This is a genomic window from Flavobacterium sp., assembly GCF_044357305.1.
Lineage (GTDB): Bacteria > Bacteroidota > Bacteroidia > Flavobacteriales > Flavobacteriaceae > Flavobacterium.
In genome coordinates this window covers 168,460-194,470 of record NZ_JBIKPS010000002.1, presented here as the reverse complement: position 1 = coordinate 194,470, position 26,011 = coordinate 168,460, and the positions used below count along the sequence as shown (strand labels likewise).

Here is a 26,011-nt window from a genome sequence, read left to right as displayed (position 1 = left end):
AATTATTCGTTTTTATTTGAGAGTGCAAAAATACAATTATTTTTTAATTATCAAACCTTTAAACAACTTTTTTTATTTGAATTATATAATCAGCAATAATAATGGAATTAGTATATTTGTAGATTAATTTTAACTAATTTAAAAAGATGGAAAATAATATTTCACCAGCTAAATCTGGTTTGCAACTTGGTCTATTATTCGGTGTTATAATGGTATTAGAGTTTGTAATATCCTATATTATAGGTATTGAAAAGCTAATTGGAAGTAGTTTTGGAATAGTAATAAATTTATTAAACTATTTAATTCTACCATTTTTATTCATCTTTTTAGGTTGTACTAATTACAAAAAATTGAATGACGGATTAGTATCTTTCTCAGAATGTCTTAAAATTGGTGTTTCTATAACAGTTATAGCAGCTTTAATTTATGCTATTTTTAATTTAATATTTAATTTAATATTTCCAGAATTTGCCTCTCAAATGCTTGCAATCACAAAATCAGAGATTCTTAAAAAGAATCCTAATATGACTACTGAACAAATAGATATGGCGATTTCTATGACCAAAAAATTCATGAGCCAATATATTGTATTTCCAGTAACAATAGCAATGTATGCTTTTTTCGGATTGTTGTACTCCTTACTTGTTGGCGCAATTGTGAAAAAAAATCCTAATCAAAGTTTTTAAATTTAATGAACTTATCCATAATCATCCCATTATTAAACGAGCAAGAATCGTTACCTGAATTGCATTCTTGGATTGTGAAAGTCATGAACGCAAACCATTATTCCTATGAAGTTATCTTTATTGATGATGGAAGTACGGATGATTCTTGGCATATCATAGAGGATCTTAATCTAAAAGATTCCAATGTAAAAGGGATTCGTTTTTTAAGAAATTACGGTAAATCTCAAGCATTACATGCTGGCTTCAACAAGGCTGAAGGTGATGTAATCATTACTATGGATGCTGATTTGCAAGACAGTCCAGATGAGATTCCAGAGCTTTACGACATGGTTACCAAAGGCAATTATGATTTAGTTTCTGGTTGGAAAAAGAAGCGTTACGATAATGCGGTTACTAAAAACCTGCCTTCTAAATTATTCAATTGGGCTGCTCGAAAAACTTCGGGAGTGTATTTGAACGATTTTAATTGCGGATTGAAAGCCTACAAAAATATTGTTATTAAAAATATTGAAGTGTCGGGCGAAATGCACCGTTATATTCCGGTATTGGCAAAAAATGCTGGGTTTGGTAATATTGGAGAAAAAGTAGTCATCCATCAAGCTAGAAAATACGGCGAATCTAAATTTGGAATGAGCCGTTTTATTAATGGTTTTCTAGATTTAATAACCATTTGGTTTCTGTCTCGATACGGAAAAAGACCAATGCACTTTTTTGGTGCGGCTGGAGTTTTAATGTTTATTATCGGACTTTTATCTACTGGATTTATCATTGTTTTTAAATTAATTAAGCTTTTTGTTCTTCATGAACCTACTATTTTAGTAGCTCAAAACCCGCTTTTTTACATTGCATTAACGTCAATGATTATTGGTTCGCAATTATTTCTTGCAGGATTTTTGGGAGAAATAATTCTTAGAACCAAAAACAATGAAGAACGGTATAAAATTGCCAAGGAAATAAATTTATAAATAAGTGTCTGACTATACGTGTTACCCTAAAAAGTAATTCTTTAAGGTAACAAATTGCGACCTTAAACATTTTAAAAGATGGAAATAGAAGTTATTCAAAATAAAATTCATGAAGTAAGAGGATGCAAAGTTATGTTAGACTTTGATTTGGCAGCGCTTTATGAAATTGAAACCAAAGTTTTTAAACAAGCCATTAAAAGAAATTTAAATAGATTTCCAAAGGATTTCATGTTTGAATTATCTCAAAATGAATTTGACAGTTTGAGGTCACAAATTGTGACCTCAAACAGAGGTGGAACAAGATTTATGCCTTTTGCCTTCACAGAACAAGGCGTTGCAATGCTTTCAAGTGTTTTAAAAAGTGATAAAGCAATAGAAATTAACATTTCAATTATGCGAACCTTTGTAGCAATTCGACAATTTGCATTGAATTACTCCGAATTACAAAATAAAATCATGGAAATAGAAGGTCAATTTCCTGAGATTTATAATGTCTTAAATTACCTAGTAGAAAAAGACACTAACAATACCGATAAAGAAAGAACGAAAATAGATTACAAAAAATAAGTTTACAAATAGGCTTAGCCCTGATAGAAGCGGCATCCTTTTCTTGCTTTTTTTTTCAAAAGCAAGAAAAGATAGAGCGGATAGCAGGAATAGCTTCAAAAAAAAAAAAAAAAATTCACGCCTCAAAAAAAAATTATGCAACTTGAAAAAAACATTTTGGACAAAGCAAACGAATGGTTAACTCCAACTTTTGACCAAGAAACACAAGAAGCCATTCGCGAAATGATGGCTAAATCGCCTAAAGACTTAGAAGAAAGTTTTTACAAAAATTTAGAATTTGGTACTGGTGGAATGCGCGGAATTATGGGCGCAGGAACGAATAGAATTAACAAATATACCTTGGGAAAAAACACCCAAGGAATTTCAGATTATCTTAAAAAATCCTTTCCTGGAGAGGCTTTGAAAGTGGTGATTGCTTACGATTGTCGTCATAATAGCAATACTTTGGCTAAAACGGTTGCTGATGTTTTTTCGGCTAATGGAATTCAGGTGTATCTTTTTTCGGATATGCGACCTACTCCCGAATTATCGTTTGCTTTAAAATATTTAAAATGCCATGCAGGAATAGTATTGACGGCTTCTCATAATCCGCCAGAATACAATGGCTACAAGGTATATTGGCAAGATGGTGGACAACTAGTTCCTCCTCAAGATTCGGAAATTATTCAAGTGATTGAGGCGCTTCCGTATGACAATATTAAGTTTGATGCAAATGAAAATTTAATTGAATATATAGATACCGAGGTTGATGCTGCTTTTGCAAAATCTACTATTGAAAATGCAAGTTTCAATACGCCTGTTGCAGCTAAAGAAAATTTGAAGATTGTATATACTTCCCTTCATGGAACTTCGATTAAATCAATTCCTGGAGTTTTGGCTAATGCTGGTTATACCGATGTGAATATCGTTGCAGAACAAGAAGTTCCTGATGGGGATTTTCCTACTGTAATTTCACCAAATCCAGAAGAACCGGAAGCCCTATCTATGGCTATGGCTCTAGCAGATAAAATTGGAGGAGATATTGTAGTTGGTACCGATCCCGATTCGGATAGATTAGGTGTAGCAGTTCGCGATACCAATGGAAAAATGACTTTATTAAATGGTAACCAAACTATGGTTGTCATGACGGCTTTCTTACTAGAACAATGGAAAAGAGCAGGTAAAATTAGTGGAAAACAATTTATTGGAACTACTATTGTTTCTACCCCAATGATGCTAGAACTTGCTGCTGCCTATGATGTGGAATGTAAAGTTGGATTAACTGGTTTTAAATGGATTGCTAAATTCATAAAAGATTTTCCAGAATTGGAATTTATTGGTGGTGGGGAAGAAAGTTTTGGGTTTATGGTTGGCGATGCAGTTCGCGATAAAGATGCTGTTGCAGCAACTTTGTTAGTATGTGAAATTGCAGCACAAGCCAAAGCGGCAGGCAGTTCCTTGTACCAAGAACTTTTAAACTTGTATGTGGATTTCGGATTTTATAAAGAACATTTAATTTCTTTAACCAAAAAAGGAATCTCTGGATTGGAAGAAATTAATCAAATGATGGTAAGCCTTCGCGAAAATCCAGTTGATGAAATTAATGGGGAACGAGTTGTATGCATTGAAGATTACAAAAATGCTACTGCTAAAAATAGGTTTACTGGAGAAGTAGAACCAATTAATATTCCTAAATCGGATGTGTTGATTTATTATCTAGAAGATGGCTCTAAAATTTGTGCTCGACCAAGCGGAACGGAACCAAAAATAAAATTCTATTTTAGTGTAAATGCGCCTTTGGATGCTATAGAAAATGCTGCAGAAGTTGAAAAAGAATTGGACGATAAAATTAAAAATATAATTGCTGCCATGCAGTTGAAGTAAATGTCTGAATTAATCAACACGAGTAATGCTTCTAATTTATTAAACTCTATAGTTAGTTTAATAAATTTAACGCGTCAAAATGTTGCGAAGACCGTTAACCAAGAATTAACCTTATTGTATTGGAAAATTGGAAAAAATATTAATGATGAAATTTTAAATAATAATCGCGCTGATTATGGAAAAAAAATTATTCCAGATTTAAGTTTAAAATTAACAGAATTATATGGTACAGGCTTTAACAAACGAAATTTACAAAGTTTTATAAAGTTAAACACTGTTTTTGAAGACATTACAATTTTGCACGCAGTGAGTACAAAATTGAGTTGGACGCATTTAAGGACAATTATTTATATAGAAAATTCAATTAAGAGAGAATTTTACATACAAATAGCAATCCATGAAAGATGGAGTGTTAGAACTTTGCAAGAAAGGATAGATAGTTTGCTTTTTGAACGAACTGCAATAAGTAAGAAACCAGAAGAAACTATTTTAAATGAATTAGAACAGTTAAAATCAAAACAACAAATCACACCCGATTTAACATTTAGAGACCCTTATATATTAGATTTTTTAGGATTACACGATTCGTATTCCGAAAAAGATTTAGAAAGCACTATTCTGGCGCAACTGCAATATTTTATTACAGAAATGGGAAGTGAATTTGCATTTCTTGCTCGTCAAAAAAGAATAATTATAGATAATGAAGATTATTATATAGATTTACTTTTTTTCCACAGAGGATTAAAAAGTTTAATTGCTATAGATTTAAAACTAGGCAAATTTAAAGCAGGTTATAAAGGCCAGATGGAACTTTATCTTAAATGGCTGGAACATAATGAACAAAAAGATGGGGAAAATAAACCAATCGGACTAATATTATGTAGCGAAAAATCACCAGAACAAATAAATTACTTGACTCTTGATAATAACGAACAAATCAAAGTAGCAGAATACTTAACTCAATTACCTGAAAAACAATTGTTATTAGAAAAACTTGAAAAAGCAATTGCAATAGCCGAAAATAAAACCCAAACTAATGGACGAAAATCTTAAGAAAATATTTCCTTTTATAAAACCTTATAAATTCCATGTGGTGTGGAATGTGGTTTACAATATTTTATATGCTTTGTTTAGTACGTTGTCTTTCATCGCTTTAATTCCGATGATGCAAGTATTGTTTGCGCAAGCAGAAAAAATAACCGAAAAACCAACTTACACTACCATTTGGGAAATACCGACGTTTGCAAAGCAATACCTTTATTTTTACATTACTGAATTAGAAAAAAATAATGGCCCACAATATGCCTTACTTCTAGTTGTAGTGCTTATTATTATTACCTTTTTGCTTAAAAATTTATTTAATTATTTAGCATCCAATCATTTAATGCATTTAAAAAATGGTGTTTTAAAAGATTTACGAAATACGATGTATAACAAAATTATCGATTTGCCCATTTCTTATTATTCAGAAAAAAGAAAAGGAGATATAATGGCTAGGATGCTAGGAGATGTAGGGGAAGTTCAAAATTCCTTTTTTTCCATCTTAGAATTAATTGTAAAAGAACCAATGACAATTATTTTCACCATTGCAGCAATGTTTGCTATTAGTGTGAAATTAACCATTTTTGTATTTATTTTCATTCCTATATCGGGGTATATCATTTCTTTAATTGGTAAATCTTTAAAGTCCAAATCTCAAAAACTACAATACGAAGGAGGTTATTTAATCTCCATAGTAGAAGAAAGTCTTTCCGGATTAAAAGTGGTTAAAAGTTATAATGCCGAAAATAGTTTCAAGAAAAGATTTAATGAATCAGTGGATAGACTATTAAAATTATCCAACAGCATTGGCAGAAAGAACAATTTAGCCTCTCCATTTAGTGAGTTTATGGGAATAATTGTAATTGCCGTACTGTTATGGTTTGGTGGAAATATGGTTCTTGTAGATACTCTTCCTAACGGGAAAGCAATTTTAGAAGGCGCACAATTTTTAGCCTATATGGGACTGGCCTACAATATCTTAACTCCTGCAAAAGCTATTTCAAAAGCAACCTATTCGGTGAAAAGTGGCATGGCGGCAGCGCAACGCGTTTTTGAAGTTTTAGAAGTTGAAAACGCTATTACCGATAAACCAAATGCTATTGTAAAAGCATCTTTTGATACGGATATTACTATTGAAAATATTAATTTCAAATACGAAGAAGAAAACGTATTAAAGAATTTTTCTTTACAAGTTCGTAAAGGGAAAACAGTTGCATTGGTTGGACAATCGGGTAGCGGAAAAAGTACCATTGCTAATTTGTTGACTCGTTTTTATGATGTTCAAGAAGGCACCATAAAAATTGATGGCATCGATATTAAAGACATGACGATGAATTCTCTTCGTCACTTGCTAGGTTTAGTGACGCAAGATTCGATTTTATTTAACGATACTATCAAAAATAATATTCTTATCGGAAAAGAAAATGCTACCGATGAGGAAATTTTGGATGCATTGAAAGTGGCTAATGCTTATGAATTTGTACAAGATTTACCAAACGGAATCTATACCAACATTGGCGATGCTGGAAACAAACTTTCAGGTGGACAAAAACAACGTTTGAATATTGCTCGTGCAGTTTTGAAAAATCCACCAATTATGATTTTGGACGAAGCTACTTCGGCATTGGATACCGAAAGTGAAAAATTCGTTCAGGTGGCGTTAGAAAACATGATGCAAAATAGAACTTCTATTGTTATTGCGCACCGTCTTTCAACCATCCAAAAAGCAGATAAAATTGTGGTAATGCACCGTGGTGAGATTGTAGAGCAAGGTACCCACGACGAATTATTAGCAATTAATGGCACTTATTCTAAATTGGTACTGATGCAAAGTTTTGAATAATGTATACCAACAATCCAAATATTACACTTCCTGAAGATGCCAACACGATAGTTTGGAAGTATTTGGATTTGTCAAAATTTTTGGATTTACTGATATCCAAAAAATTGTTCATGTCCCGTTCGGATAAATTTGAAGACCAATACGAAGGGACTTTTAGCGAACCTACTTTTGAAGAAATAAAAAAATTATCGGTAAACAATCCGGAGTTTTTAGATTTTTATAAATCCCACAGAGAAAAAGTAGTAGTTAGTAGTTGGCACATTAACGAATACGAATCGTTTGCCATGTGGCAAATATTTACCCAAAATAGTGAAGGCATAGCCATTCAATCTACCATTGGAAGGTTGCAAAAAGCACTGCAAACAGAAAAGGAATTTAATCAATATATAGGTGAAGTAAATTATATTGATTACAAAAAAGAATACATTCCGTTTGACGATATGTTTTTTCCCTTTTTGTTTAAACGAAAAAGTTTCCAATACGAAAGGGAAGTTCGAATTCTATCGGATTTAAATGATAAAGATATCAAAATCAACGATGGTTTAAAGATTAATGTAGACCTCAACCAATTGATTGAAAAAATTTACATCCATCCAAAATCAGAAAACTGGTACAAGAAATTAGTTATTGAATTAGTTTCGAAATTGGATTTTGATTTTGAAATAGAAAAATCCGATTTGGAAAGTGATATTTTAATTTAGTTCACCGGAAAATACTCCTGCACTTTCCATTCTTTTGAAAGTAAGTCCAAATAATGGTAATGCACTTTGTCCTCTTTATCAAAAGCACCGTTTTTATTGATGTCTTCTATAGTTCTGAAATACAATCTAGAGGTAGATTCCATACAATTCCAATTGATTAACTCTTGAAAATCTTGTGACAATTTGGTGAAATTTTCTCCTTGAATGGTACTAATATAAAGCGTTTTAATATCGTTACTGTCCATTTTTCCGTCCTTATTGGTATCGGCATCGGCTAGAGTATAAACCAAAAATTGTTTCTTAGTTTTGTCGGCAGTATTTTTCAAATAAGTGGCCGTTTCAATCAAAATTTGCTTATCCGTTAAGGCTTTAATAGAATCTTTTCCTATCTCTTGGAATTTAATATTTTGTAAATAACCCGTAATTTCAAATTCTCTGTTATCGGAAACTGCAAAACTTTGTTGCGATTCGCCTCGTGAGGAAGAATCATAAGCAACATTTTTCTCTCTACTGTAAATACTCAAATCCCCAATTGGATGGATTAGGATATTGGTTCCGCTGAAATTAATTGGTAAATCAGCAACTTTTATAGAAGACGCATCCGTTTTAGCAACTGGTTTTGCTTTAGCGTTGGTATCGTAAGAAACTTTTGGTGTTTCTTTTTCTTGTTTGCAACTCACTAAAAGTGCAACGACTGAAAGAACGATATATTTGGTTATGTTTTTCATTGGAAACTAATTTTGATTATCAAAGATATGATTTTTGAATGTATTTTCTATTTCTATTAAATTTAAATGTGATAAAAACATTAAGAATCACTATACCTAAAAAAGCAAATAAAATAGTCTTATTCTGTTTTAAAAGTTTAATGAATAATTCAAATTTTAATTTTCTTTCTTTTTCAGCAAAAAATTCATTATTAGCATCAGCGTAGCAACATAAATACCCTCTCTTTTCATTACTCTTTAGGTGTCTTTTTATATTACCTAAAATATACAAATCATTCTGCATTTGATAATAAGTATTTGTTTTCTCTATATTTATAATATCCAACAAACGAATAAAAACATCATAATTCATATGCTTTCCTAAATGAATTTTAATGCCATTTATAGAGTCATTAGAATTATGTAATTTTCTTAAATCAAATTGAAATTGAAGTAACTTAATCGAATCTCGTTCAATTGATGAATCAAATTCATACAATGAATTATTTCGCAAAATGAGTTTTGGAGTTTCCTTTATAATTTTATTACAATACGCTTCATCAATTGCATAATTTATTGACCCATATTCTTTTAAATAATTCCTGGAAAATATAAACCAACAAAACATCATTGGCAAAACCACCAAAGAAATCATTCCAGGGACATAAAATATTTTTCTATGTTTTTTATGATACTGCATTTACAATCTCGCAGTCAATTTTATATTAAAAACTCGTGTCGTCATGTAATTCGGAATTCCATATTGACTCTTAGAATAGGCATCACGAACCCAAGTATTGGTAATTGCATTTTGGTTGTTGAACAAATTATAAATTTCAAAACCAAGAGACAAATCGTTGAATTTTTTCAACCAATGTCCTTCGGGACGTTCGTTATTTTTTTCAGTAAATAAATACGAAAATCCAACATCGGCACGACGGTAATCGCGCAAACGACTTTGGTATTGGTATGCATCTGCATAAGAAGGAGAACCTCCTGGCAAACCAGTATTGTAAGTTAAATTCAAATACAATTTCACATTAGGAATGTTGGGCATATAATCTTGAAATAAGATTCCGAATTTCAATCGTTGGTCGGTTGGACGAGCAATATAGCCTCTACCATCTTGGTTTTCTTCGGTTTTCATGTATCCAAAACTAAGCCACGATTCGGTTCCTGGAACAAAAGCACCATTCAATCTACAATCAAATCCGTAAGCATAGGCAACAGCATCATTATTGGCACGGTAACGTATTCTCACGTTTTCTAAAGTGTAAGTATTTACATCACTCATTGTTTTATAATAGGCCTCACTTACCAACTTAAATGGTCGGTTCCACATTTTGAAATTATAGTCGTTGCTCAACACAAAATGTATTGATTTTTGGGCTTTAACATTCGGATTTACTGCTCCATATTGATCGCGTAATTCTCTGTAAAATGGTGGTTGGTAATAAAATCCTGTTGAAAAACGGAAAAGCATGTCTTTTTTCCAATCGGGTTTTAAAGAAACTTGAGCCCTAGGACTAAAGACGGTTTGGCTTTTGGCATCGGAAATAGCATCCCCAGAAACCAACCAATTTTGTGCTCTAACTCCAGCATTTAACCACAATTGGTTGTCGCCTAAATTAGTTTTAGTACTCCATTGGGCATAACCCGAAAATCTATTGATATTTACAAAATTCAACGCTCTCACATTTTGATAAGGAACTAATGGCCCTGAATACGCAGGCGGATACGGATCGTCTCTTGGCGGAACGCTCGGTGGATTCACATTGAAACCAGAATCATTCAGTGCTTCCCATTCTACAATGCGGTCACGAATACTTTCGTGGGTGTATTTCAGTCCCCACTCGATTTGGAATTTCTTCTTGAAATTGTGATTTCCTTTTACTTCTCCATTGAAAATTACAGCATCCAAATCATTTCGTGCATGGTTCAATTGCGAACCGATAGCGCGATTGTACGTTACATTTCCGAAAGTTTCCGAACCAATATTGGTATCCACTTCCCCTAAATAATAGGCAGCATCAATATCGTAATGCTCTTGTTCTTGGGTATGGTATGCCGAAGCAATGACTTTGTATGTACTCGTTTTGTTCGCAACATAATTGGTTTTGAATGCTCCAAAATACGTTTGGTATTGGTCTTTCTCTTGCCCTTCGTAAAATATTTGAAGCGCAATAGGATTACTCAATGTTCCAAAATTAGTTTGACGTGTTAAAGGTTGGTAATTGTATTTATTTTGTGAGATATTTCCTAAGAAACTAAACTGTAATTTTTTATTGGCATTGAAATTAATATTCGTTTGAATATCCGCAAAGGTAGGTCTGTAATTGGATTGTGTTTCTTGGCTATTTACCAAAAGAGAGTTGTCGCGATAGCGAATACCTGTAATGACACTCCATTTTTTATTTTTAGAAATTCCTTCGGCAGAAACACTTCCCCCTAACATACTGGCTTCCATAGAGGCACCAAATTTGGTTGGTTTTCTATAAGTAATATCCAAAACAGAAGACATTTTATCGCCATATTTTGATTGAAAACCTCCTGCAGAAAAATCAATATTCTGAATTAAATCGGTATTGGTAAAACTCAATCCTTCTTGTTGCCCTGAACGCACTAAAAACGGACGGTAAATTTCAATTTCATTTACATAAACTAAATTCTCGTCGTAGTTTCCACCACGAACTGAATATTGTGAACTCAATTCGGTATTGGAAGTTACTCCCTGCAAGGTTTTTATGATGCCTTCTACCCCACCCGACAAACTAGGGACTCTTCGAATCACATCTGTATCAATGCTAATAATTCCTTGTACTCGCTTTCTGCTACTAGTAATTACAACGTCTTCTAGTTGTTCGTTTTTCCCGTTCATTATCGGATTATAATCCAATACTTCTTTGGGTTTTAATTGAAAAGTAGCGGTAATACTTTTTAATGAAACATGGGTGTAAACCAAAACTACTTTTTGATTGGAAGGGATTTCTATTACATAAAAACCATTGGAATTAGTTACCGAGGATTTGCTTTGGTAACTAACATTAACACCTTCAACTGGATTCTTGTTTTCATCTAAAACGATGCCGGTAACTTTTGCGTTTTGAGCAACTACCACTGCACTAATTAGAAAAAAAAGCAGCGATAAAACTTTGTTTCTTGTTTTCAAAAGGATTGTATTATTTTTGACTTCTATTAAATTGCGTTTCAAAGATAGTAGAATTTCCTACATTATCAGTAACTATCACTTTCAATTTATTGGCGCCCTCTAATAGTAGATTATCCTTAAAAACATGCGTGATTTTATTTAGTTTCGGCTCGTATTCGAACAAAACCCAAACATCATTAAGGTAGCCATTGTAGGTTTTTACACCCGAAAAATCGTCCGAAATAGTAAGACTTACACTTTTTTGACTGGTAATCCATTTGTCTTCTATACTTTTTGCGATTTTAATAGTTGGTGCATTGGTATCTTTCATCAAAGTGAACTGTCCTAATGTTTTGGTTCTACAAGTAAACGTAGTACCAACTAGTTTTGTTGCATTGTAGGTCCATTTTTTTCCATTTAACGAAGCAAGAAACATTTTTTTCTTGTCCTCTTCGCTTGAATTTGTATCTTCTACAGTTATTGTAAAGTTAGAATTTGCAGGGACTGTGTCGTCGTGCAGGTACAAAACGTTGTTTTTTACATCAAAATTCAAATAAAAATCGTCGTAAAAAGTTCCTGCAGGAAAAGAAACCGAAAAGTTCTCTTTTTCAAAATTGGCATCTACTTTGGCCTTTACAAAATATTTGGTAGGTTTTATTGGATTCAAAACAATTGCTGCTTGGTTAGAATACTGAATTGGTATAGAAATTATAGTTTTATTCTGAAAAAAATCAGAAACTTCAATGCGTCCCAAACCAGTAAAATTTGGAATGACATTGTAAATTCCGTTATCGACATTCTGATAGATATTACTCCAATTATAAGGATATTTCATGAATAATTTCTGAACTCTTTGGTGCGTTTTTTTATATCTATAATAATCAATAAAGGCATTTACAGAACGAGCTTCGTCAAAAACCATCTGATCCAATTGATATCCAAAAACAGGAATGCCATTTGAAATTAATTGTGTTTTATAGGTTCCGTTGGCATTATAGGAAACATCGTCCCAATCTACAGTATTAATTCCGAAACCGATTCTACCCGTTGCTAACACTTTCTCTGAAAGATACGTGCCGTCTTTTTGCAAAGATAAATTCAACATCACGGGGATTTTAGATTCATTGGCTGTAGAGTTAGCATCTATGGGATAAACTAAAAGAGAGGATACAATAGGTTTTTTGGTATCTTTTAAATCCAATCCAAAAAATAATGGGTTGATTATTTTTTCGGTTTTATTATCTCTAAATTCAAAATGAAGATGTGGCCCTTCCGATCCACCTGTATTTCCGGACAAAGCAATTATCTGACCTTTCTTAACAGGTAATTCATTAGGTTTAAAAAATGCCTCTATCTCATAACTCTTTCCAGAATATTGCAATTCTTCAATTTTATCTTGAAGGACACCAACTGCTTTTTGTAAATGCCCATAAACAGTGGTATACCCATTGGGATGCGTAATATAAATTGCTTTTCCATAACCTGCAGTTGAAATTTTTATACGAGAAACATAACCCTCGGCTGCAGCATGAACATTTAGTCCTTCCCGTTGATTGGTTTTAAAATCAAAGCCTGCATGAAAATGGTTGGGGCGAAGTTCTCCAAAATTTCCCGACAATTGCATTGGAATTTCCAAAGGCAGTGTAAAAAAATCTTTAGGATACTGATTTTGACCCAAACAAACTAACGACATTAAGTAAAAACAAAGAAAATATCTCATAGAAAATGGATTTTAGCAAAAATATAGATTACTGAAGATATAAAAAAATCTTCAAAAAAAGTAATTTTTAACTACCTATTTTACAAAATGTTATCTCCTTACAAAAAAATAAATATTTTTTTTCGTTAAAAATATTGCTTTAATAGAATAGGAATTATAAATTTGTAAGATTAAGTATAGAATACTGTTATAGATGAGTGAAATTACAGAAATAATGGATACTCTTGAAAATAAAATTCAAAAATTGTTTATTAAAATAAATAGTTTAGAACAAAAAAATCAAGCGTTACAAAAAGAAATTACCATTTCTGTGGCTTCTCTGCAAAATCAAAATTTAGTTTTAGAAACGCTAAAGAAAGATATGGAGACCTTAAAAATAACAAATTCTCTGCTGGGCAGTGAAGATTATAAAAGAGATACGAAGCTTAAAATAAATTCATTAATTCGGGAAATTGATTACTGTATAGCACAGATAGCAGATTAAAACTATGAATGAAAAGCTTAAAATTAAAATATCAATTGCCGACAGAGTTTACCCGTTAACGGTAGACATGTCGCAAGAAGAAGGAATGCGAAGCGCTTCTAAGAAGATTGATGTAATGATAAAGCAATTTGAAGAAAATTATGCTGTTCGTGACAAGCAAGATGTTTTAGCCATGTGCGCGCTACAATTTGCTTCTCAATTGGAACAAAAAAAAGTGGATAATGCCATTGATGGTTCTGAATCAATAGAGCGATTAACAAAAATTAATGAATTATTAGACCAATATCTCAAATAAATTACAAAAAAAAACGTTCTTTTAAATAAGCTAAAAATACTGCCTACATTAGTTCATTTTTGGTAAACTCAACACTAACAAATTAAAATGAGTGAATCGTCGCTTCTATAGTATGCCCTCTTTATGTGGGAAACTTGAACAGCGAGTTAGCTCAAAACTTGTCTTTACGAGTTTATACAAGCAATTAATGTAGGTTTTTTTATATATAAATTTTTTCAAACAAACCATGGACATAGTATCAATAATTATCGGAATAGTAGGCGGAATAGTAGGCGGAATAGCAATTTCCAAAGTATTGGAAAAAAGCAATGTATCCAATTTATTAAAAAATGCTAAAAAAGAAGCAGCTTCTATTTTGAAGGATGCTAATCTAGAAGGCGAAAACATTAAAAAGGATAAATTATTACAAGCCAAAGAGAAGTTTCTGGAATTAAAATCAGAACACGAAAAAGACATTTTAACGAAAGATAAAAAAATGGCTGAAGTAGAAAAACGAATTAGAGACAAAGAATCTCAAATTTCAAGCGAATTATCTAAGGCTAAAAAAGTTAATGACGACTATGAGGCTAAGACCACGGAATACGAATCTAAGCTTGAAATATTAGATAAGAAGCAACAAGAAGTTGAAAAAATGCACAAAAGTCAAGTAGTACAACTGGAAGTTATTTCAGGCCTTTCTGCTGATGATGCTAGAGAACAATTGGTAGAAAGCCTTAAAGCAGAAGCCAAGACTAAGGCAATGGCGCACATTCAAGAAACTATTGAAGAGTCAAAACTAACGGCACAACAAGAAGCTAAAAAAATAATCATCAGTACCATTCAACGCGTTGGAACCGAAGAAGCAGTAGAAAATTGCGTTTCGGTTTTCAATATCGAATCGGATGATGTTAAAGGTAGAATTATTGGTCGTGAAGGAAGAAATATCCGTGCCCTAGAAGCTGCAACCGGTGTTGAAATCATTGTAGATGATACTCCAGAAGCAATTATACTTTCTTGTTTTGATCCTGTTAGAAGAGAAATTGCACGTCTTTCGTTACATAAATTAGTAACTGATGGCCGTATTCACCCAGCTAGAATTGAAGAAGTAGTTGCTAAAACTACCAAACAAATTGATGATGAAATCATCGAAGTTGGTAAACGAACTGTTATCGATTTAGGAATTCACGGTTTACATCCAGAATTGATAAAAACTATTGGTAGAATGAAATACCGTTCTTCTTATGGTCAGAATTTATTGCAACACTCGCGCGAAGTATCTAAACTTTGTGGAATTATGGCGGCTGAATTAGGCTTGAACGTAAAACTTGCTAAACGTGCTGGATTACTTCACGATATTGGTAAAGTGCCCGATGCAGAAAGCGATTTACCTCACGCATTATTAGGTATGCAATGGGCTGAAAAATATGGTGAAAAAGAAGAAGTTTGTAATGCAATTGGAGCCCACCACGATGAGATTGAAATGAAATATTTAATTTCTCCAATCATTCAAGTTTGTGATGCTATTTCAGGTGCAAGACCAGGCGCTCGTCGTCAAGTATTGGATTCGTATATCCAACGTTTGAAAGATTTAGAAGAAATTGCTTTTGGATTTAATGGTGTTAAAAACGCCTACGCTATTCAGGCGGGTCGTGAACTACGTGTTATTGTAGAAAGTGAAAAAGTCAGTGACGATATGGCTTCTAGTTTATCATTTGAAATATCTCAAAAAATTCAAACCGAAATGACCTACCCGGGTCAAGTGAAAATTACAGTAATTAGAGAAACTAGAGCTGTAAATATTGCGAAATAATTTGCGAAAGCTATTACTATAAAATTGAAAGCTTGTCCTAACCGACAAGCTTTTTTTTTATTTTCTAGGATGGTATGTATTTACTATTTGCGTCAAATGTTTTCTATCTAAATGCACATAAATTTCAGTAGTAGTTATCGACTCATGTCCTAAAAGCAATTGAATAGAACGTAAATCGGCGCCGTTTTCAAGCAAATGAGTCGCAAAGGAATGCCTTAGCGTGTGGGGACTTATAACTTTATTTAGATTAATAGCAACTGCCAGGTCTTTGATTATCGTGAAAATCATTGCTCTTGTAAGTTGTTTCCCACGACGGTTTAAAAAAAGTGTATCCTCATGCCCTTTTTGAACCACAAGATGACTCCGAATTAAATTTTTATACAAGAGTATGAATTTCTGTGTAACGTTGCTTATTGGCACAAAACGTTGTTTATTTCCTTTTCCTGTGATTTTTATAAAACCTTCATCAAAAAACAAATCGGATATTTTTAGAGTTACCAATTCGGAAACTCGTAAACCACAACCATATAGAGTTTCTAGGATAGCTCTATTGCGTTCGCCTTCAGGTTTCGATAAATCAATGGCCGCAATTAAATTATCAATATCCTCTATTGAAAGAGTATCCGGTAATTTTCTACCTAATCGCGGGGATTCTATTAATTCCATTGGATTATCGGTTCGGTAATCTTCAAAAATTAAATAAGAAAAAAAGCTTTTTAATCCCGAAATTATTCTCGCTTGCGAACGAGCATTTACCTCTTTGGAAACCGAGTAAATGAATTGCTGAATGGCTTCTTCGGAAATTTTAATAGGAGAAACTGTTATAGCATTTACTTCTAAATACATACAAAGCCGTTCTATATCTAAAGAATAATTATCTATAGTATTTTTAGATAACCCTCTTTCAATTTTGAGATACGATTGATAACTTTTAATAAAGGTGTTCCAATTCATGAAAACAAAAGTAGCAATTTATAAGCATAAAAAAACCACCCGATTTCTCGAGTGGTTATCAAGTAATAATCTAAATTAGATTAGAAATGTAAAGTCAAATTCATTGAAGCAACTCCTACATTACCAACTCCAAATGTTGTTGATTTAGCACCTTTAGATTCAGAAGAAATACCTGTAGTACCATTTGTGTCAGTTGTAGTACTTGCACCAGCAATGTTAAGATTAACTCCGTAAGTATATTGAGCACCAATAGCAATTTTAGGAAAAATGAAATATTCAGCTCCTAAAAATCCATTAGCTCCTACACCAAATCCAAATCCTCCTTTAACATCTTTAACATCTTTAGAAACTGTGTAAGTTGTTTTTGCATTATCAGCTAAAGTAAGACTAGCGACTAAATCGTAACCGTAAAAACCTTGAAGACGAGTTTTTCCTTTTCTCCATTCTTTACCAATACCAGCGGCAATTTTAATTTTAGTTGTTTTTGTTTCATTTGCCAAAACAGCAGCTACTGCAGGAGTTGTAGGTGTAGCAGGAATTTGAGCTGCATCAAGAACCGTTGCAGAACCGCTACTTAATTCAAATCCAGCTGTATATCTATCAGCTTTACTTGCAGTAATGAATTTTTTTCCAGTAAAATAACCACTTGAATTACTATTAGACACAGAATTAATTTCATTAGTTCCAGCAGAACTAAAAGCATTTCCAACATATTTAAATAAGTTGTTTGAATTGAAGCTAATAGCCCAATCACCCGCTTCTGGTAAATAATTTTCACCTTTTTTAGACTTTAAGTCTTGTGCGTTAGCTAATCCGAAAGCGAATACTGCCGCAACTGTTAAAATAATTTTTTTCATGTTTTTGTTTTTGTTTAAAATTAATAATGACAAACTTATAGGTATTTTAATTTAGTTTATCATTGATTTTTTCTACTTATCAACAAGAAAAGTAAGATAATTCTTATACTAAAATACTGATTAACAATTTTATATAAAAAAAAATGTTAATAACATAATAAAATTATAGGTTTAAATAATTGAAAAAAAACTACTTTTCAACAATTCAATAATAAAATATAGATATTTTTTCGAATTTATCACTTTATTAATACTAATATCTCAACATCCTCAATAGTAGTATTAAAACACAATCTTCAATATGTTTTTTACATAAAAATATTTAATCAACTATAATAGAAGGGACTAATATAAATCAACGTAAAAAACTTACTAAACCTAGAGTATAAGGTTTAAACAAAAATGACTTGTTTGAATTTATTCACATCTATTTATTAAAACATTATTGTCCAATTAAAATATATATCTTTACTTTCTAGAAAGTTTAGGAGGATATAACTAAATAAAAATATTCTAAACAAAATGTATAACTTAAAATAAAAGGCTATCATAACAATAAAAAAAATAGCAAAACTAGCAAACATATCCGTTGGAACTGTGGACCGTATACTTCATAGTCGTGGGCAAGTTACACAAGAAAATATTGACAAAGTAAATGCTATTGTTAAAGAATACGGATACCAAAGAAATATATATGCTAGTAATTTAGCCTTTAATAAAAAATTTCGAATAGCGGTATTTTTACCACAGCATGAAGGATTAGAATATTGGGCAGCTCCCTTATTAGGTGTTAAAAAAGCAGCAGAAGAATTTGAAAGATTTGGAGTGAAAATTGAATATTTTTACTATAAATATAGTTCTTCGGCTTTTAAAAAACAAGCTGAAAAAGTAGTAGAGGAAGATATTGACGGGTTGCTTTTTGCTCCAATATTTTATGAAGAATCCGTTGTTTTTTTAAAAGAATTCAAAAAGAAAAACATTCCAATTGTAATGATTGATTCTAATATTCCAGAAATTGAAGGGATCGACTATATTGGACAAGATGCATACCAAAGTGGTTATTTAGCAGGAAAACTAATTAGTTTTGGAATTAAAACCGAAACTACCGTTTTAATAATAAAAATCACTCGTGAAATAGAAAGCACATCTGTTTATTTGCAAAGGATAAAAGGGTTTTACTCCTTTTTTAAAGAAAATAAAGAACTAACTAATTTTAACTTTTCTGAAATTAACTTCAAAGCTTCGGAGTCCAACCTACTAACTGAAAAAATGTTTGAAGGAATAAATTGTGTTTTCGTTCCAAATTCTAGAGTTTTTATTGTAGCTGAGTTCCTTAAAAACAACAATTTAAAAGACATACGAGTAGTTGGATATGATTTATTAAAACAAAATTTAGACTATTTGAACGAAGGTTATATTGATTTTTTAATCAATCAAAAACCAGAAGAACAAGGGTACTCTGGAATTAACCATCTTTATAAAAAATTAGTTTTGAAGGAAGAAATTGAAGTAACAAAGTATATTCCTTTAGAAATTATAGTTAAAGAAAACGCTACTTCTATTAAATAAAAAGGTCCCTGAACCGAAATAGCTACTTTTCTTATTACTCCCAATTATCCGTTCTAAAAGAAGATGCAGGAAGCATATTATTATCGTATAATTTTCCTACAAACCAATTGCTCCAGCCATAACGAACTGCCACCGGAACTTTAACTTCTACACTAGAAACTTTAAGTTGTTTGTGCGCAATAATTTCGGCTTTGGCAGGATAAAAAACTTTGTCCTCCCCTGCTATTTCAAAATTACTTAATTCGGTTTCAGGAGAAAACAAACCAGTTTCGGCATTATCAAAACTCAATAGCAAGGCACAATCTTTTTCAATCATGGATTTGTAAACGGGACTTGCACAATCCACATCTTTCATGCCGTAGGTTTTATTTAAGGCATTAAATAGCAACCGTTCTGCCACTTCTTTTTTTCTGGGTGGATGAATGGTAGCATCCGAACCAATATCGGAAAGGACTGCCATACCCGAATTGGGAATTAAATCCAATGCTTTAAGCTGCACTTCTCGAAGGTGTTGCGAATTGGATTTGTCTGTGTATTTATTGGGCGCAATCTGAACGTAATAAAAAGGGAAGTCGCCAATATTCCATTGCTTGCGCCAATCTTTCACCATTTCAGGAAATAACTGTTGGTATACTTTGGGTTCGTCGCGATTCGTTTCTCCTTGGTACCAAAGCGCTCCTTTAATAGTATAAGACGTTATCGGATTTATCATAGCATTATAGATTGCCGAAGGAATCCTTTTGTACTTTTGGGTGGTGTCTTTTTTTACTTTATTTACATCCAAATAAGGAGTTATTGCCTCCTTACTCATCCAAGGTTGAATTCGGGTTCCTCCCCAAGAAGTCATTATTAATCCTACAGGAACATCCAAAATTTCTTGTAATCTTTTTCCATAAAAATAGGCAATCGCACTAAAGTCTTTTACGCTTCCGGAATTGGCATTATCCCATTTTTTATAATTACTAACGGTATCTAAAGGCGTTGGAAAACCATTTTCTGTAATAGAAAACAATCGTAAATTTGGGTTATTAGAAGTGGCCATTTCCAAATTTCCATCAAATGTTGGTTGGCCTGTATATCCTTTTAAGGGCATTCGCATATTGGATTGACCCGAACAAAGCCAAACTTCACCAAACAAAATGTTTTCTAATTGTATGTTAGAATCTTTACTTTTTAATTGAATCGTTTGGGCTTCTTTACTTAAATTGGTGTTTAGAGAAATTTCCCAACGACCATTATCTGGAGTTGTAACTTTTACTTTTTTGTAAATCCAACTAGTAGTAATAATTATCTTTTCGCCAGGATTTGCCCAACCCCATAATTTAATAGTAGTATTACGTTGGAGAACCATATTTGAGCCAATAATACTAGGTAGTTTTATTTTTGCAAAACTATTTTGGTTGCTTATTATCATTAATATTACCAACAATAAATATGTTTTCTTCATTAGCTTTTATTGTTTTATAATTTTTATATATTTAATTGGCTTTCCATCTTTACTAAAAGCAGCAAAATACATTCCTGAATTTAAAAAAGAAACATCCAAAGTATTAGAAGCTATAGCTTGGTTAAGCACCATTTTACCAGTTAATTCGAAAATTTTAATGCTATCGTACTTTTGCAAAATAGTTTCCGAAAGATACATTTTATCCAAAATAGGATTGGGTATAAAAAGAGATTCTTCCTCAATAGCATTGGGATTTACTCCTAAAACAGCTACTTCTTGAATACTAAAATCTGAAAATCGAACTGCTTCATCCCGTAAATTGGCAATATCACTCAAACTACGATAAATTCCCCATTTAGGACGAATAAAAGTATTATCTGGACGAATAGTTGCAATATTAGCATTACTATAAGACAATAAAACCGTTCCGTCACTATGTTTTTTTAGCATAATGGAATAGGTTCCTGAACTTCCAACGTTAATCATTTCTACAGCATCCACCCAATTTCCTTCAAATGAAGAAAGGTCAACAATGCTTAATTTATCAGTTCCAGAAGTAGCATTGGCAACATAAATTAATTCTAATTTATTTGGGTTACCAAATCTTGGAGTTAATGTAAATAACGGACTACTATCATCCCCATCAACTGCTTTTATTTGGTGTAAATGTGTGAAATTAGAAGATGGCTGAAAACCAATAGGTATTTTAAAACTCCATTTATATATTATGTTTTCTCCAGTAGTTCCAATTAAATTATTTGGTGAGGCAGCATAGGTTTTAATTTCTATACGTTGCCTATCTGAAGATAAAGTAGCAACATCATTATCTATATCATAATGAGAATAAAATTCGAATACATATTTATTTAACTCATTATCAAATACTTCGGCTATATGCCTTCCAAATACTTGGTGCGAACCATCTGGTGTTTCATCTGGCGCTTCTACAGCGCCTGTACCGTTTCCGGGAGCAAGAACGTTTGTAATTAATTCATAAGTATTTCCAGGACCATTGGCATTTAAGGTAACTTGCGAATACGTAACTAAGTTAATAGACATTAGCAATAGTGATAATGCTGTTGTCAATTTAATTCTTCTATTTAGTGAATTTTTATTCATAATTAATTTCAAATAATACTAAAATTCTTTTTCTCCAATCTCACTAAATGGCAGTTTATTTTTGCTGCTCAGTTTATTAAAATTATAACTAAAATTAACAAGTAATACATTGGTTTCGTAGATATAATTTGTTGTCGTATAAAAATCAGAACCAAAAGTGGTAATGCGTTGCTGGTTGGAACCCATGCATCCAAAATTGATGTTTTGCCATTGCAATCCCAAGGTTCCATTGCCTTTTAAAATGGTTTTCTTTAGGGATAAATTTGGAGATAAAAATCGGGAATCTTCTCCTTGGGCTGTTGGCTTAGCCGAAGTATAATTTACATTGGCAGTTAGGTTCCAATTTTGATGTAAAATAAACGTACTATTTGCATTCAAATTATATACCCAATTTGAATTATCTATAGTGGATGTTTTTCCTAAAACATTCAAATTTCCAGAAATTTTATAATTGTAAATGTTTCCGCCTGCATAAAGCGATAGCCATTTTACAGGTTTTACATTGGATCCAAATTCGAATCCATAAAGTCGTGCTCTATCGGCATTAGTAAAAACTCTATTCAAAATGGTATCGGCATAAACGCTGTTAACCCTTTGAATTGGGTTTTTAATATTCTGATAATATAAAGTGGTAAATATATTTCCTTTTTTGAAAGTGTAGTTCATTCCTAATTCGACTAAATCTACAAATTGTGGCAATAAATCTGGGTCGCCTTGTTCTAATGTTTCCGAATGTTCTCGTTCTGGAATTGGATTCAACTCAAAATTATTGTTGCGTTGCACCCTTTTACTGTAACCTAATTTTACATTCCAAGAATTATTGAAGGTATAAAGCAAATTTGACGAAGGAAATAAATTGCTTAAATTCAATACATGGGTATTACTATCTGTTGACAATACCACTTGTCGTGCCGAATATTCATAGCGCAATCCGGCCACATAAGTTAATTTGTTGGTTTTACCACTGTATTGCGAATACACTCCATTAATATGATTTATGGATTTGGCCGTTCCTCTAAAACTAGCAGCATCGGGCTGGGCGGTTAATGGATAAACAATATAATCAAAATTCCCATTTTGTTTATCAAAACGATATTGATAACCACTTTCTAATTTTCCGGAACCAATGGCAATAGAATAATCTAATTTAAAACGAAGTCCATTAATTGGATTACTATACGGATTACTAACTTGTTGCAATACAATAGATTTTGTAGGTAAATCTAAATTGTTGTTAATTGTATTTCCGTATAAATTTGCATTTTCATATAAAAGTGAAGTAATCAAATTGGATTTATTGGCAAAAGTATGGGTGTAATCAAAATTAGATAAAGTGAAAGTTCCTTCTTTAGTTTGTAAATTAGAATTAAAATAAGTGTTTTGATTTATTAATGCATCGGTAGATAAATCGGAAGTGGTATTGCTATAAACCAAATCAGCGCGTCGGGCTTGGAATTTTTTTCCAATATAAAATCCAAAACTAAACGCATCGTTTTTATTTGCAGCATACGAAATTGCTGTTTTGGTTCCGTAATTGTATTTGTCAAAACTTCGTTCGCCATTCGATGGAAATCGAGTAATGGTATTATTGGCAAAGTTTTTAGTGAACACATCTCCTTCTCTATAGCCATTAACATCGTTTCGAAGATAATTTGCGCTTACTGTAATATCTAATTTATTTTTTTTATAATTAAAAGTTAGGTCGCCACCAAAGCGTTTTGGTTTTTCCAGATTGTTGTAATCTCCGGTACTTGGCAAACCTCCTGATAAATTGGTAGTCAGGGCCACTCCGTTGGTCGTTCCTTTTTTAGTAACAATATTTATTATCCCTCCTTTACCATCGGGATCGTATTTGGCAGAGGGAGCAGTTATTAATTCAATGTTTTCAATGGTATTAGAAGGCAATTGACTCAATACGGTTTGGGCATCCGTTAAAACAGGTTTTCCATCTATCAAAACCATAAATCCATTGGAGCCTCTTAGGCTAATATCCCCTTGACCATTAACTGTAACAGATGGTAGATTCTTAATTACATCTATAGCGGTTCCTCCTTTTGCTGTAGCAAATTGATCGGATTTGTATTGTTGTTTGTCTATTTTATTATAGGAATTGGATTTAGAGCCTTTAATAGCAACATCTTCCAAAACTTTACTACTTCGTTTTAATTGGATGGTATCTAAATTCAAAACTTGGTTTGGAGAAACTAGGATAGCATCCATAAATCTATTAGAATAACCAACAAAGTAAATTTTGATTTTATAATTTCCGGGCAAGACATTTGAAATTAAAAAAGAACCATTTTTACTTGCAATTTCACCAGCAATTACCGAATTATCCATAGGATTCAATAAGGCAATGCTTGCATATTTTATAGGTTGCAAATTTTGACTATCTAAAACAACTCCTTTTATGCTGCTTTTTTGAGCAACAATTATTTGGAATGAAAATAAAATTAGTATTAAATAAAGAAAAGAATTAATGCGAATCATTTTTTAAACTATTTTGCTTCTTCGTTAATAGAAAACTCATTAAATCGAACTGCTTCATCTCTTAAATCTTCTGCTTTTTTAAGGCTTCTATAAATTCCCCATTTTGGACGTATAAAATCATTATCGGGTCTAATGGTTCTTATATCTGCACTACTAAAAGAAAGTAATTCTTTTCCGTTTTTTGCTTTTTTAATGGATATAGAATAGGTTCCGTTAGGTCCAATTTTGATTTTCTCTGTAACTTCCACCCAAACACCTTCAAATTCAGAAAGATCAGCACTTGCAACTGTTGTTTCATTATCATGGATAACAATTAATTGATTGACTTTGGCTTTTCTTGCAGTGATAGTAAAAATTGGTAAATCTTGCGAGCCTCCAACGGCTTTAATTTGATGCAAATGCGTGAAACTACTTGATGGTTGAAATCCTATAGGGAGTTTAAATTTCCAATTATAAGTAACTGTTTCGCCTAAAGTTCCTTTTAAATTATCTGGTGATTGCTCATACGTTTTTATTTCTACACGCTGCCGATCTTCTTTTTCGCATCTATCATTATCGGGTTTTACATGGGAATAAAATTCGAAAATATTCGCTTTTAAATCGGCATCCCAAACTTCGGCAATGTGTCTTCCAAAAGAAGCGTGTATACATTCTGGATGTTCAACAGCTTCACTTCCTGGGGCTAAAACACTATTAATTAATTCATAAGTATTTCCGGGACCGTCTGCTTTTAAAATCACTTGTGAATGACAAACAATAGGAAATGCAGCAATTAAAAGGGCATGATGTAATTTCATTTGGGGTAATTATCTAATTTCTAATTTTATTTAAATGGGGCTAAACTAGCTATGAATTTTAGCATCGCTTCGTTAATTTCGGTGTTTTTATCTTTATCAAATTTTCCGTGTAATCCTCCTGGAACGGTAAAAAATTCGGACTTAACCCCTAGTTCTTGTAATTTTTTATACAAGTCAACCGACTGGTGATAAGGAACCGTTGGATCGGCATCGCCATGAACAATAAAAATTGGCGGACTATTTTTAGTAACATAAGTAATAGGAGAAACCGTTTTAATAAATGCTTCATTTTTAGCATTGTCTCCAAGCCAAAATGCAGGAGAAGAACTTTTATGATCTGGTCCGTAAGTCCAATCCCAAACATCCATAATGCCATATTTATCAATAATTGCAGCAACTTTAATATTTTCAGTTCCTTTGCAATTTGTATCAAAACGGTGGTCATTACCTAATAAACCTCCCATTAATGCCAAATGCCCTCCGGCACTTCCGCCCATAATAATAATTTTGTTGGGATCAATATTAAATTTTTTGGCATTTTGAATTAAATAAACCAGCATACAGCGAGTATCTTCAATTGCAGCAGGAGCCTTGGCTTGATCACTCATTCGGTATTCCATATTGGCAACGGCAAATCCTGCTTTGAAAAAAGGAGAAAATCCTCCTTGGGTATCTTTGGATCCTGTTTTCCATCCACCACCATGAATGTTTATAATAATTGGAGTAGGTTTGGTTTCGTTAAGAGCCAAATACAAATCGGCTTTACCTTCCCAATCTTTTACTTTGGTATAAACAACGTCTAGTTGTGCTATATAATTTTTAGGAATTGCAACTGTTTTTTTCACAATTGAATCTTTAATTTGTGCCGAACTAATTGAAGTAATTAGAACTATTGCAAAAGCTAGAAGAAAGTTTTTTTTCATTTGATAATTGAGTTTTAAATAAAAATGCGATATCTTTTATAAAAAA

The 26,011-nt window shown here is 32.3% G+C and carries 22 protein-coding genes; 11 read left to right on the top strand and 11 right to left on the bottom strand.

Annotation, left to right across the window (positions count from 1 at the left end; genetic code table 11):
* The first annotated feature begins 146 nt into the window (after nt 1-146).
* From ACIQ2J_RS02830 to ACIQ2J_RS02800, 7 genes are all read left to right on the top strand, one after another.
* On the top strand, nt 147-686 hold the full coding sequence (locus tag ACIQ2J_RS02830) for a DUF4199 domain-containing protein (protein WP_396166441.1): 540 nt from the start codon (nt 147-149) through the stop codon (nt 684-686).
* Between the two features lie 5 nt (nt 687-691).
* Nucleotides 692-1,651 (top strand): glycosyltransferase family 2 protein, encoded by a 960-nt coding sequence (locus ACIQ2J_RS02825; RefSeq protein ID WP_396166438.1) that lies wholly within the window; start codon nt 692-694, stop codon nt 1,649-1,651.
* Between the two features lie 78 nt (nt 1,652-1,729).
* Nucleotides 1,730-2,218 carry an ORF6N domain-containing protein gene (locus ACIQ2J_RS02820; RefSeq protein ID WP_396166436.1) on the top strand — a complete coding sequence of 163 codons (489 nt, stop codon included), beginning with the start codon at nt 1,730-1,732 and terminating at the stop codon, nt 2,216-2,218.
* A 135-nt stretch (nt 2,219-2,353) separates the two neighbouring features.
* Nucleotides 2,354-4,081: a phospho-sugar mutase gene (locus ACIQ2J_RS02815; RefSeq protein WP_396166434.1), complete on the top strand. Its 1,728-nt coding sequence runs from the start codon at nt 2,354-2,356 to the stop codon at nt 4,079-4,081.
* Nucleotides 4,082-5,134: a YhcG family protein gene (locus tag ACIQ2J_RS02810; protein ID WP_396166432.1), complete on the top strand. Its 1,053-nt coding sequence runs from the start codon at nt 4,082-4,084 to the stop codon at nt 5,132-5,134. It begins immediately after the preceding gene.
* Complete coding sequence (locus ACIQ2J_RS02805) at nt 5,118-6,965, top strand: ABC transporter ATP-binding protein (RefSeq protein WP_396166429.1); 1,848 nt, start codon at nt 5,118-5,120, stop codon at nt 6,963-6,965. Before ACIQ2J_RS02810 ends, ACIQ2J_RS02805 begins: the two co-directional genes overlap by 17 nt.
* Nucleotides 6,965-7,666, top strand: coding sequence for a hypothetical protein (locus ACIQ2J_RS02800; RefSeq protein WP_396166427.1), 702 nt, complete (start codon nt 6,965-6,967; stop codon nt 7,664-7,666). Before ACIQ2J_RS02805 ends, ACIQ2J_RS02800 begins: the two co-directional genes overlap by 1 nt.
* On the opposite strand, the gene ACIQ2J_RS02795 is transcribed toward ACIQ2J_RS02800, so the two are convergent.
* Genes ACIQ2J_RS02795 through ACIQ2J_RS02780 form a run of 4 tightly spaced genes read right to left on the bottom strand, consistent with a single transcriptional unit; the run spans nt 7,663 to nt 13,241 of the window.
* Entirely contained in the window at nt 7,663-8,394 is a 732-nt protein-coding gene (locus ACIQ2J_RS02795; protein WP_396166424.1) for a hypothetical protein, read from the bottom strand. The genes ACIQ2J_RS02800 and ACIQ2J_RS02795 overlap by 4 nt on opposite strands.
* 19 nt (nt 8,395-8,413) lie before the next feature.
* The gene (locus ACIQ2J_RS02790) at nt 8,414-9,073 is read right to left on the bottom strand and encodes a hypothetical protein (protein ID WP_396166422.1); all 660 of its coding nucleotides are present in this window, start codon (nt 9,071-9,073) and stop codon (nt 8,414-8,416) included.
* Nucleotides 9,074-11,542: a TonB-dependent receptor gene (locus ACIQ2J_RS02785; protein ID WP_396166420.1), complete on the bottom strand. Its 2,469-nt coding sequence runs from the start codon at nt 11,540-11,542 to the stop codon at nt 9,074-9,076.
* Nucleotides 11,543-11,552: 10 nt separating this feature from the next.
* Nucleotides 11,553-13,241, bottom strand: coding sequence for a M23 family metallopeptidase (locus ACIQ2J_RS02780; protein ID WP_396166418.1), 1,689 nt, complete (start codon nt 13,239-13,241; stop codon nt 11,553-11,555).
* A gap of 193 nt (nt 13,242-13,434) precedes the next feature.
* On the opposite strand from ACIQ2J_RS02780, the gene ACIQ2J_RS02775 reads away from it, so the two are divergent.
* The 3 genes from ACIQ2J_RS02775 (at nt 13,435) to rny (ending at nt 15,809) form a co-directional block, all read left to right on the top strand.
* Nucleotides 13,435-13,725, top strand: coding sequence for a hypothetical protein (locus ACIQ2J_RS02775; protein WP_396166416.1), 291 nt, complete (start codon nt 13,435-13,437; stop codon nt 13,723-13,725).
* Between the two features lie 4 nt (nt 13,726-13,729).
* Complete coding sequence (locus ACIQ2J_RS02770; RefSeq protein WP_396166412.1) at nt 13,730-14,020, top strand: cell division protein ZapA; 291 nt, start codon at nt 13,730-13,732, stop codon at nt 14,018-14,020.
* Between the two features lie 226 nt (nt 14,021-14,246).
* Nucleotides 14,247-15,809, top strand: a complete 1,563-nt coding sequence (gene rny / locus ACIQ2J_RS02765) for a ribonuclease Y (RefSeq protein WP_396166410.1) — start codon at nt 14,247-14,249, stop codon at nt 15,807-15,809.
* 57 nt (nt 15,810-15,866) lie between these two features.
* On the opposite strand, the gene xerD is transcribed toward rny, so the two are convergent.
* Nucleotides 15,867-16,763, bottom strand: coding sequence for a site-specific tyrosine recombinase XerD (xerD, locus tag ACIQ2J_RS02760; RefSeq protein ID WP_396166408.1), 897 nt, complete (start codon nt 16,761-16,763; stop codon nt 15,867-15,869).
* An 80-nt stretch (nt 16,764-16,843) separates the two neighbouring features.
* Nucleotides 16,844-17,620 (bottom strand): hypothetical protein, encoded by a 777-nt coding sequence (locus tag ACIQ2J_RS02755; protein WP_396166405.1) that lies wholly within the window; start codon nt 17,618-17,620, stop codon nt 16,844-16,846.
* A gap of 546 nt (nt 17,621-18,166) precedes the next feature.
* On the opposite strand from ACIQ2J_RS02755, the gene ACIQ2J_RS02750 reads away from it, so the two are divergent.
* The gene (locus ACIQ2J_RS02750; RefSeq protein ID WP_396166662.1) at nt 18,167-19,189 is read left to right on the top strand and encodes a substrate-binding domain-containing protein; all 1,023 of its coding nucleotides are present in this window, start codon (nt 18,167-18,169) and stop codon (nt 19,187-19,189) included.
* 34 nt (nt 19,190-19,223) lie between these two features.
* Here the strand turns inward: ACIQ2J_RS02750 and ACIQ2J_RS02745 are convergent, their stop codons facing one another.
* Genes ACIQ2J_RS02745 through ACIQ2J_RS02725 form a run of 5 tightly spaced genes read right to left on the bottom strand, consistent with a single transcriptional unit; the run spans nt 19,224 to nt 25,965 of the window.
* Nucleotides 19,224-20,636 carry a sialate O-acetylesterase gene (locus ACIQ2J_RS02745; protein WP_396166403.1) on the bottom strand — a complete coding sequence of 471 codons (1,413 nt, stop codon included), beginning with the start codon at nt 20,634-20,636 and terminating at the stop codon, nt 19,224-19,226.
* A 6-nt stretch (nt 20,637-20,642) separates the two neighbouring features.
* Nucleotides 20,643-21,755 (bottom strand): T9SS type A sorting domain-containing protein, encoded by a 1,113-nt coding sequence (locus ACIQ2J_RS02740; RefSeq protein WP_396166401.1) that lies wholly within the window; start codon nt 21,753-21,755, stop codon nt 20,643-20,645.
* Nucleotides 21,756-21,773: 18 nt separating this feature from the next.
* The gene (locus tag ACIQ2J_RS02735) at nt 21,774-24,245 is read right to left on the bottom strand and encodes a TonB-dependent receptor domain-containing protein (RefSeq protein WP_396166399.1); all 2,472 of its coding nucleotides are present in this window, start codon (nt 24,243-24,245) and stop codon (nt 21,774-21,776) included.
* Between the two features lie 8 nt (nt 24,246-24,253).
* Nucleotides 24,254-25,042 carry a fibronectin type III gene (locus ACIQ2J_RS02730; protein WP_396166396.1) on the bottom strand — a complete coding sequence of 263 codons (789 nt, stop codon included), beginning with the start codon at nt 25,040-25,042 and terminating at the stop codon, nt 24,254-24,256.
* A 26-nt stretch (nt 25,043-25,068) separates the two neighbouring features.
* Complete coding sequence (locus ACIQ2J_RS02725; protein ID WP_396166394.1) at nt 25,069-25,965, bottom strand: alpha/beta hydrolase fold domain-containing protein; 897 nt, start codon at nt 25,963-25,965, stop codon at nt 25,069-25,071.
* Nucleotides 25,966-26,011 lie beyond the last annotated feature (46 nt).

What these genes read in the sequence shown, in the direction of transcription:
- ACIQ2J_RS02830 (WP_396166441.1), top strand. Translation starts at nt 147, where the DNA reads ATGGAAAATAATATTTCACCAGCTAAATCTGGTTTGCAACTTGGTCTA.
- ACIQ2J_RS02825 (WP_396166438.1), top strand. Translation starts at nt 692, where the DNA reads ATGAACTTATCCATAATCATCCCATTATTAAACGAGCAAGAATCGTTA.
- ACIQ2J_RS02820 (WP_396166436.1), top strand. Translation starts at nt 1,730, where the DNA reads ATGGAAATAGAAGTTATTCAAAATAAAATTCATGAAGTAAGAGGATGC.
- ACIQ2J_RS02815 (WP_396166434.1), top strand. Translation starts at nt 2,354, where the DNA reads ATGCAACTTGAAAAAAACATTTTGGACAAAGCAAACGAATGGTTAACT.
- ACIQ2J_RS02810 (WP_396166432.1), top strand. Translation starts at nt 4,082, where the DNA reads ATGTCTGAATTAATCAACACGAGTAATGCTTCTAATTTATTAAACTCT.
- ACIQ2J_RS02805 (WP_396166429.1), top strand. Translation starts at nt 5,118, where the DNA reads ATGGACGAAAATCTTAAGAAAATATTTCCTTTTATAAAACCTTATAAA.
- ACIQ2J_RS02800 (WP_396166427.1), top strand. Translation starts at nt 6,965, where the DNA reads ATGTATACCAACAATCCAAATATTACACTTCCTGAAGATGCCAACACG.
- ACIQ2J_RS02795 (WP_396166424.1), bottom strand. Translation starts at nt 8,394, where the DNA reads ATGAAAAACATAACCAAATATATCGTTCTTTCAGTCGTTGCACTTTTA.
- ACIQ2J_RS02790 (WP_396166422.1), bottom strand. Translation starts at nt 9,073, where the DNA reads ATGCAGTATCATAAAAAACATAGAAAAATATTTTATGTCCCTGGAATG.
- ACIQ2J_RS02780 (WP_396166418.1), bottom strand. Translation starts at nt 13,241, where the DNA reads ATGAGATATTTTCTTTGTTTTTACTTAATGTCGTTAGTTTGTTTGGGT.
- ACIQ2J_RS02775 (WP_396166416.1), top strand. Translation starts at nt 13,435, where the DNA reads ATGAGTGAAATTACAGAAATAATGGATACTCTTGAAAATAAAATTCAA.
- ACIQ2J_RS02770 (WP_396166412.1), top strand. Translation starts at nt 13,730, where the DNA reads ATGAATGAAAAGCTTAAAATTAAAATATCAATTGCCGACAGAGTTTAC.
- rny (WP_396166410.1), top strand. Translation starts at nt 14,247, where the DNA reads ATGGACATAGTATCAATAATTATCGGAATAGTAGGCGGAATAGTAGGC.
- xerD (WP_396166408.1), bottom strand. Translation starts at nt 16,763, where the DNA reads ATGAATTGGAACACCTTTATTAAAAGTTATCAATCGTATCTCAAAATT.
- ACIQ2J_RS02755 (WP_396166405.1), bottom strand. Translation starts at nt 17,620, where the DNA reads ATGAAAAAAATTATTTTAACAGTTGCGGCAGTATTCGCTTTCGGATTA.
- ACIQ2J_RS02745 (WP_396166403.1), bottom strand. Translation starts at nt 20,636, where the DNA reads ATGAAGAAAACATATTTATTGTTGGTAATATTAATGATAATAAGCAAC.
- ACIQ2J_RS02740 (WP_396166401.1), bottom strand. Translation starts at nt 21,755, where the DNA reads ATGAATAAAAATTCACTAAATAGAAGAATTAAATTGACAACAGCATTA.
- ACIQ2J_RS02735 (WP_396166399.1), bottom strand. Translation starts at nt 24,245, where the DNA reads ATGATTCGCATTAATTCTTTTCTTTATTTAATACTAATTTTATTTTCA.
- ACIQ2J_RS02730 (WP_396166396.1), bottom strand. Translation starts at nt 25,042, where the DNA reads ATGAAATTACATCATGCCCTTTTAATTGCTGCATTTCCTATTGTTTGT.
- ACIQ2J_RS02725 (WP_396166394.1), bottom strand. Translation starts at nt 25,965, where the DNA reads ATGAAAAAAAACTTTCTTCTAGCTTTTGCAATAGTTCTAATTACTTCA.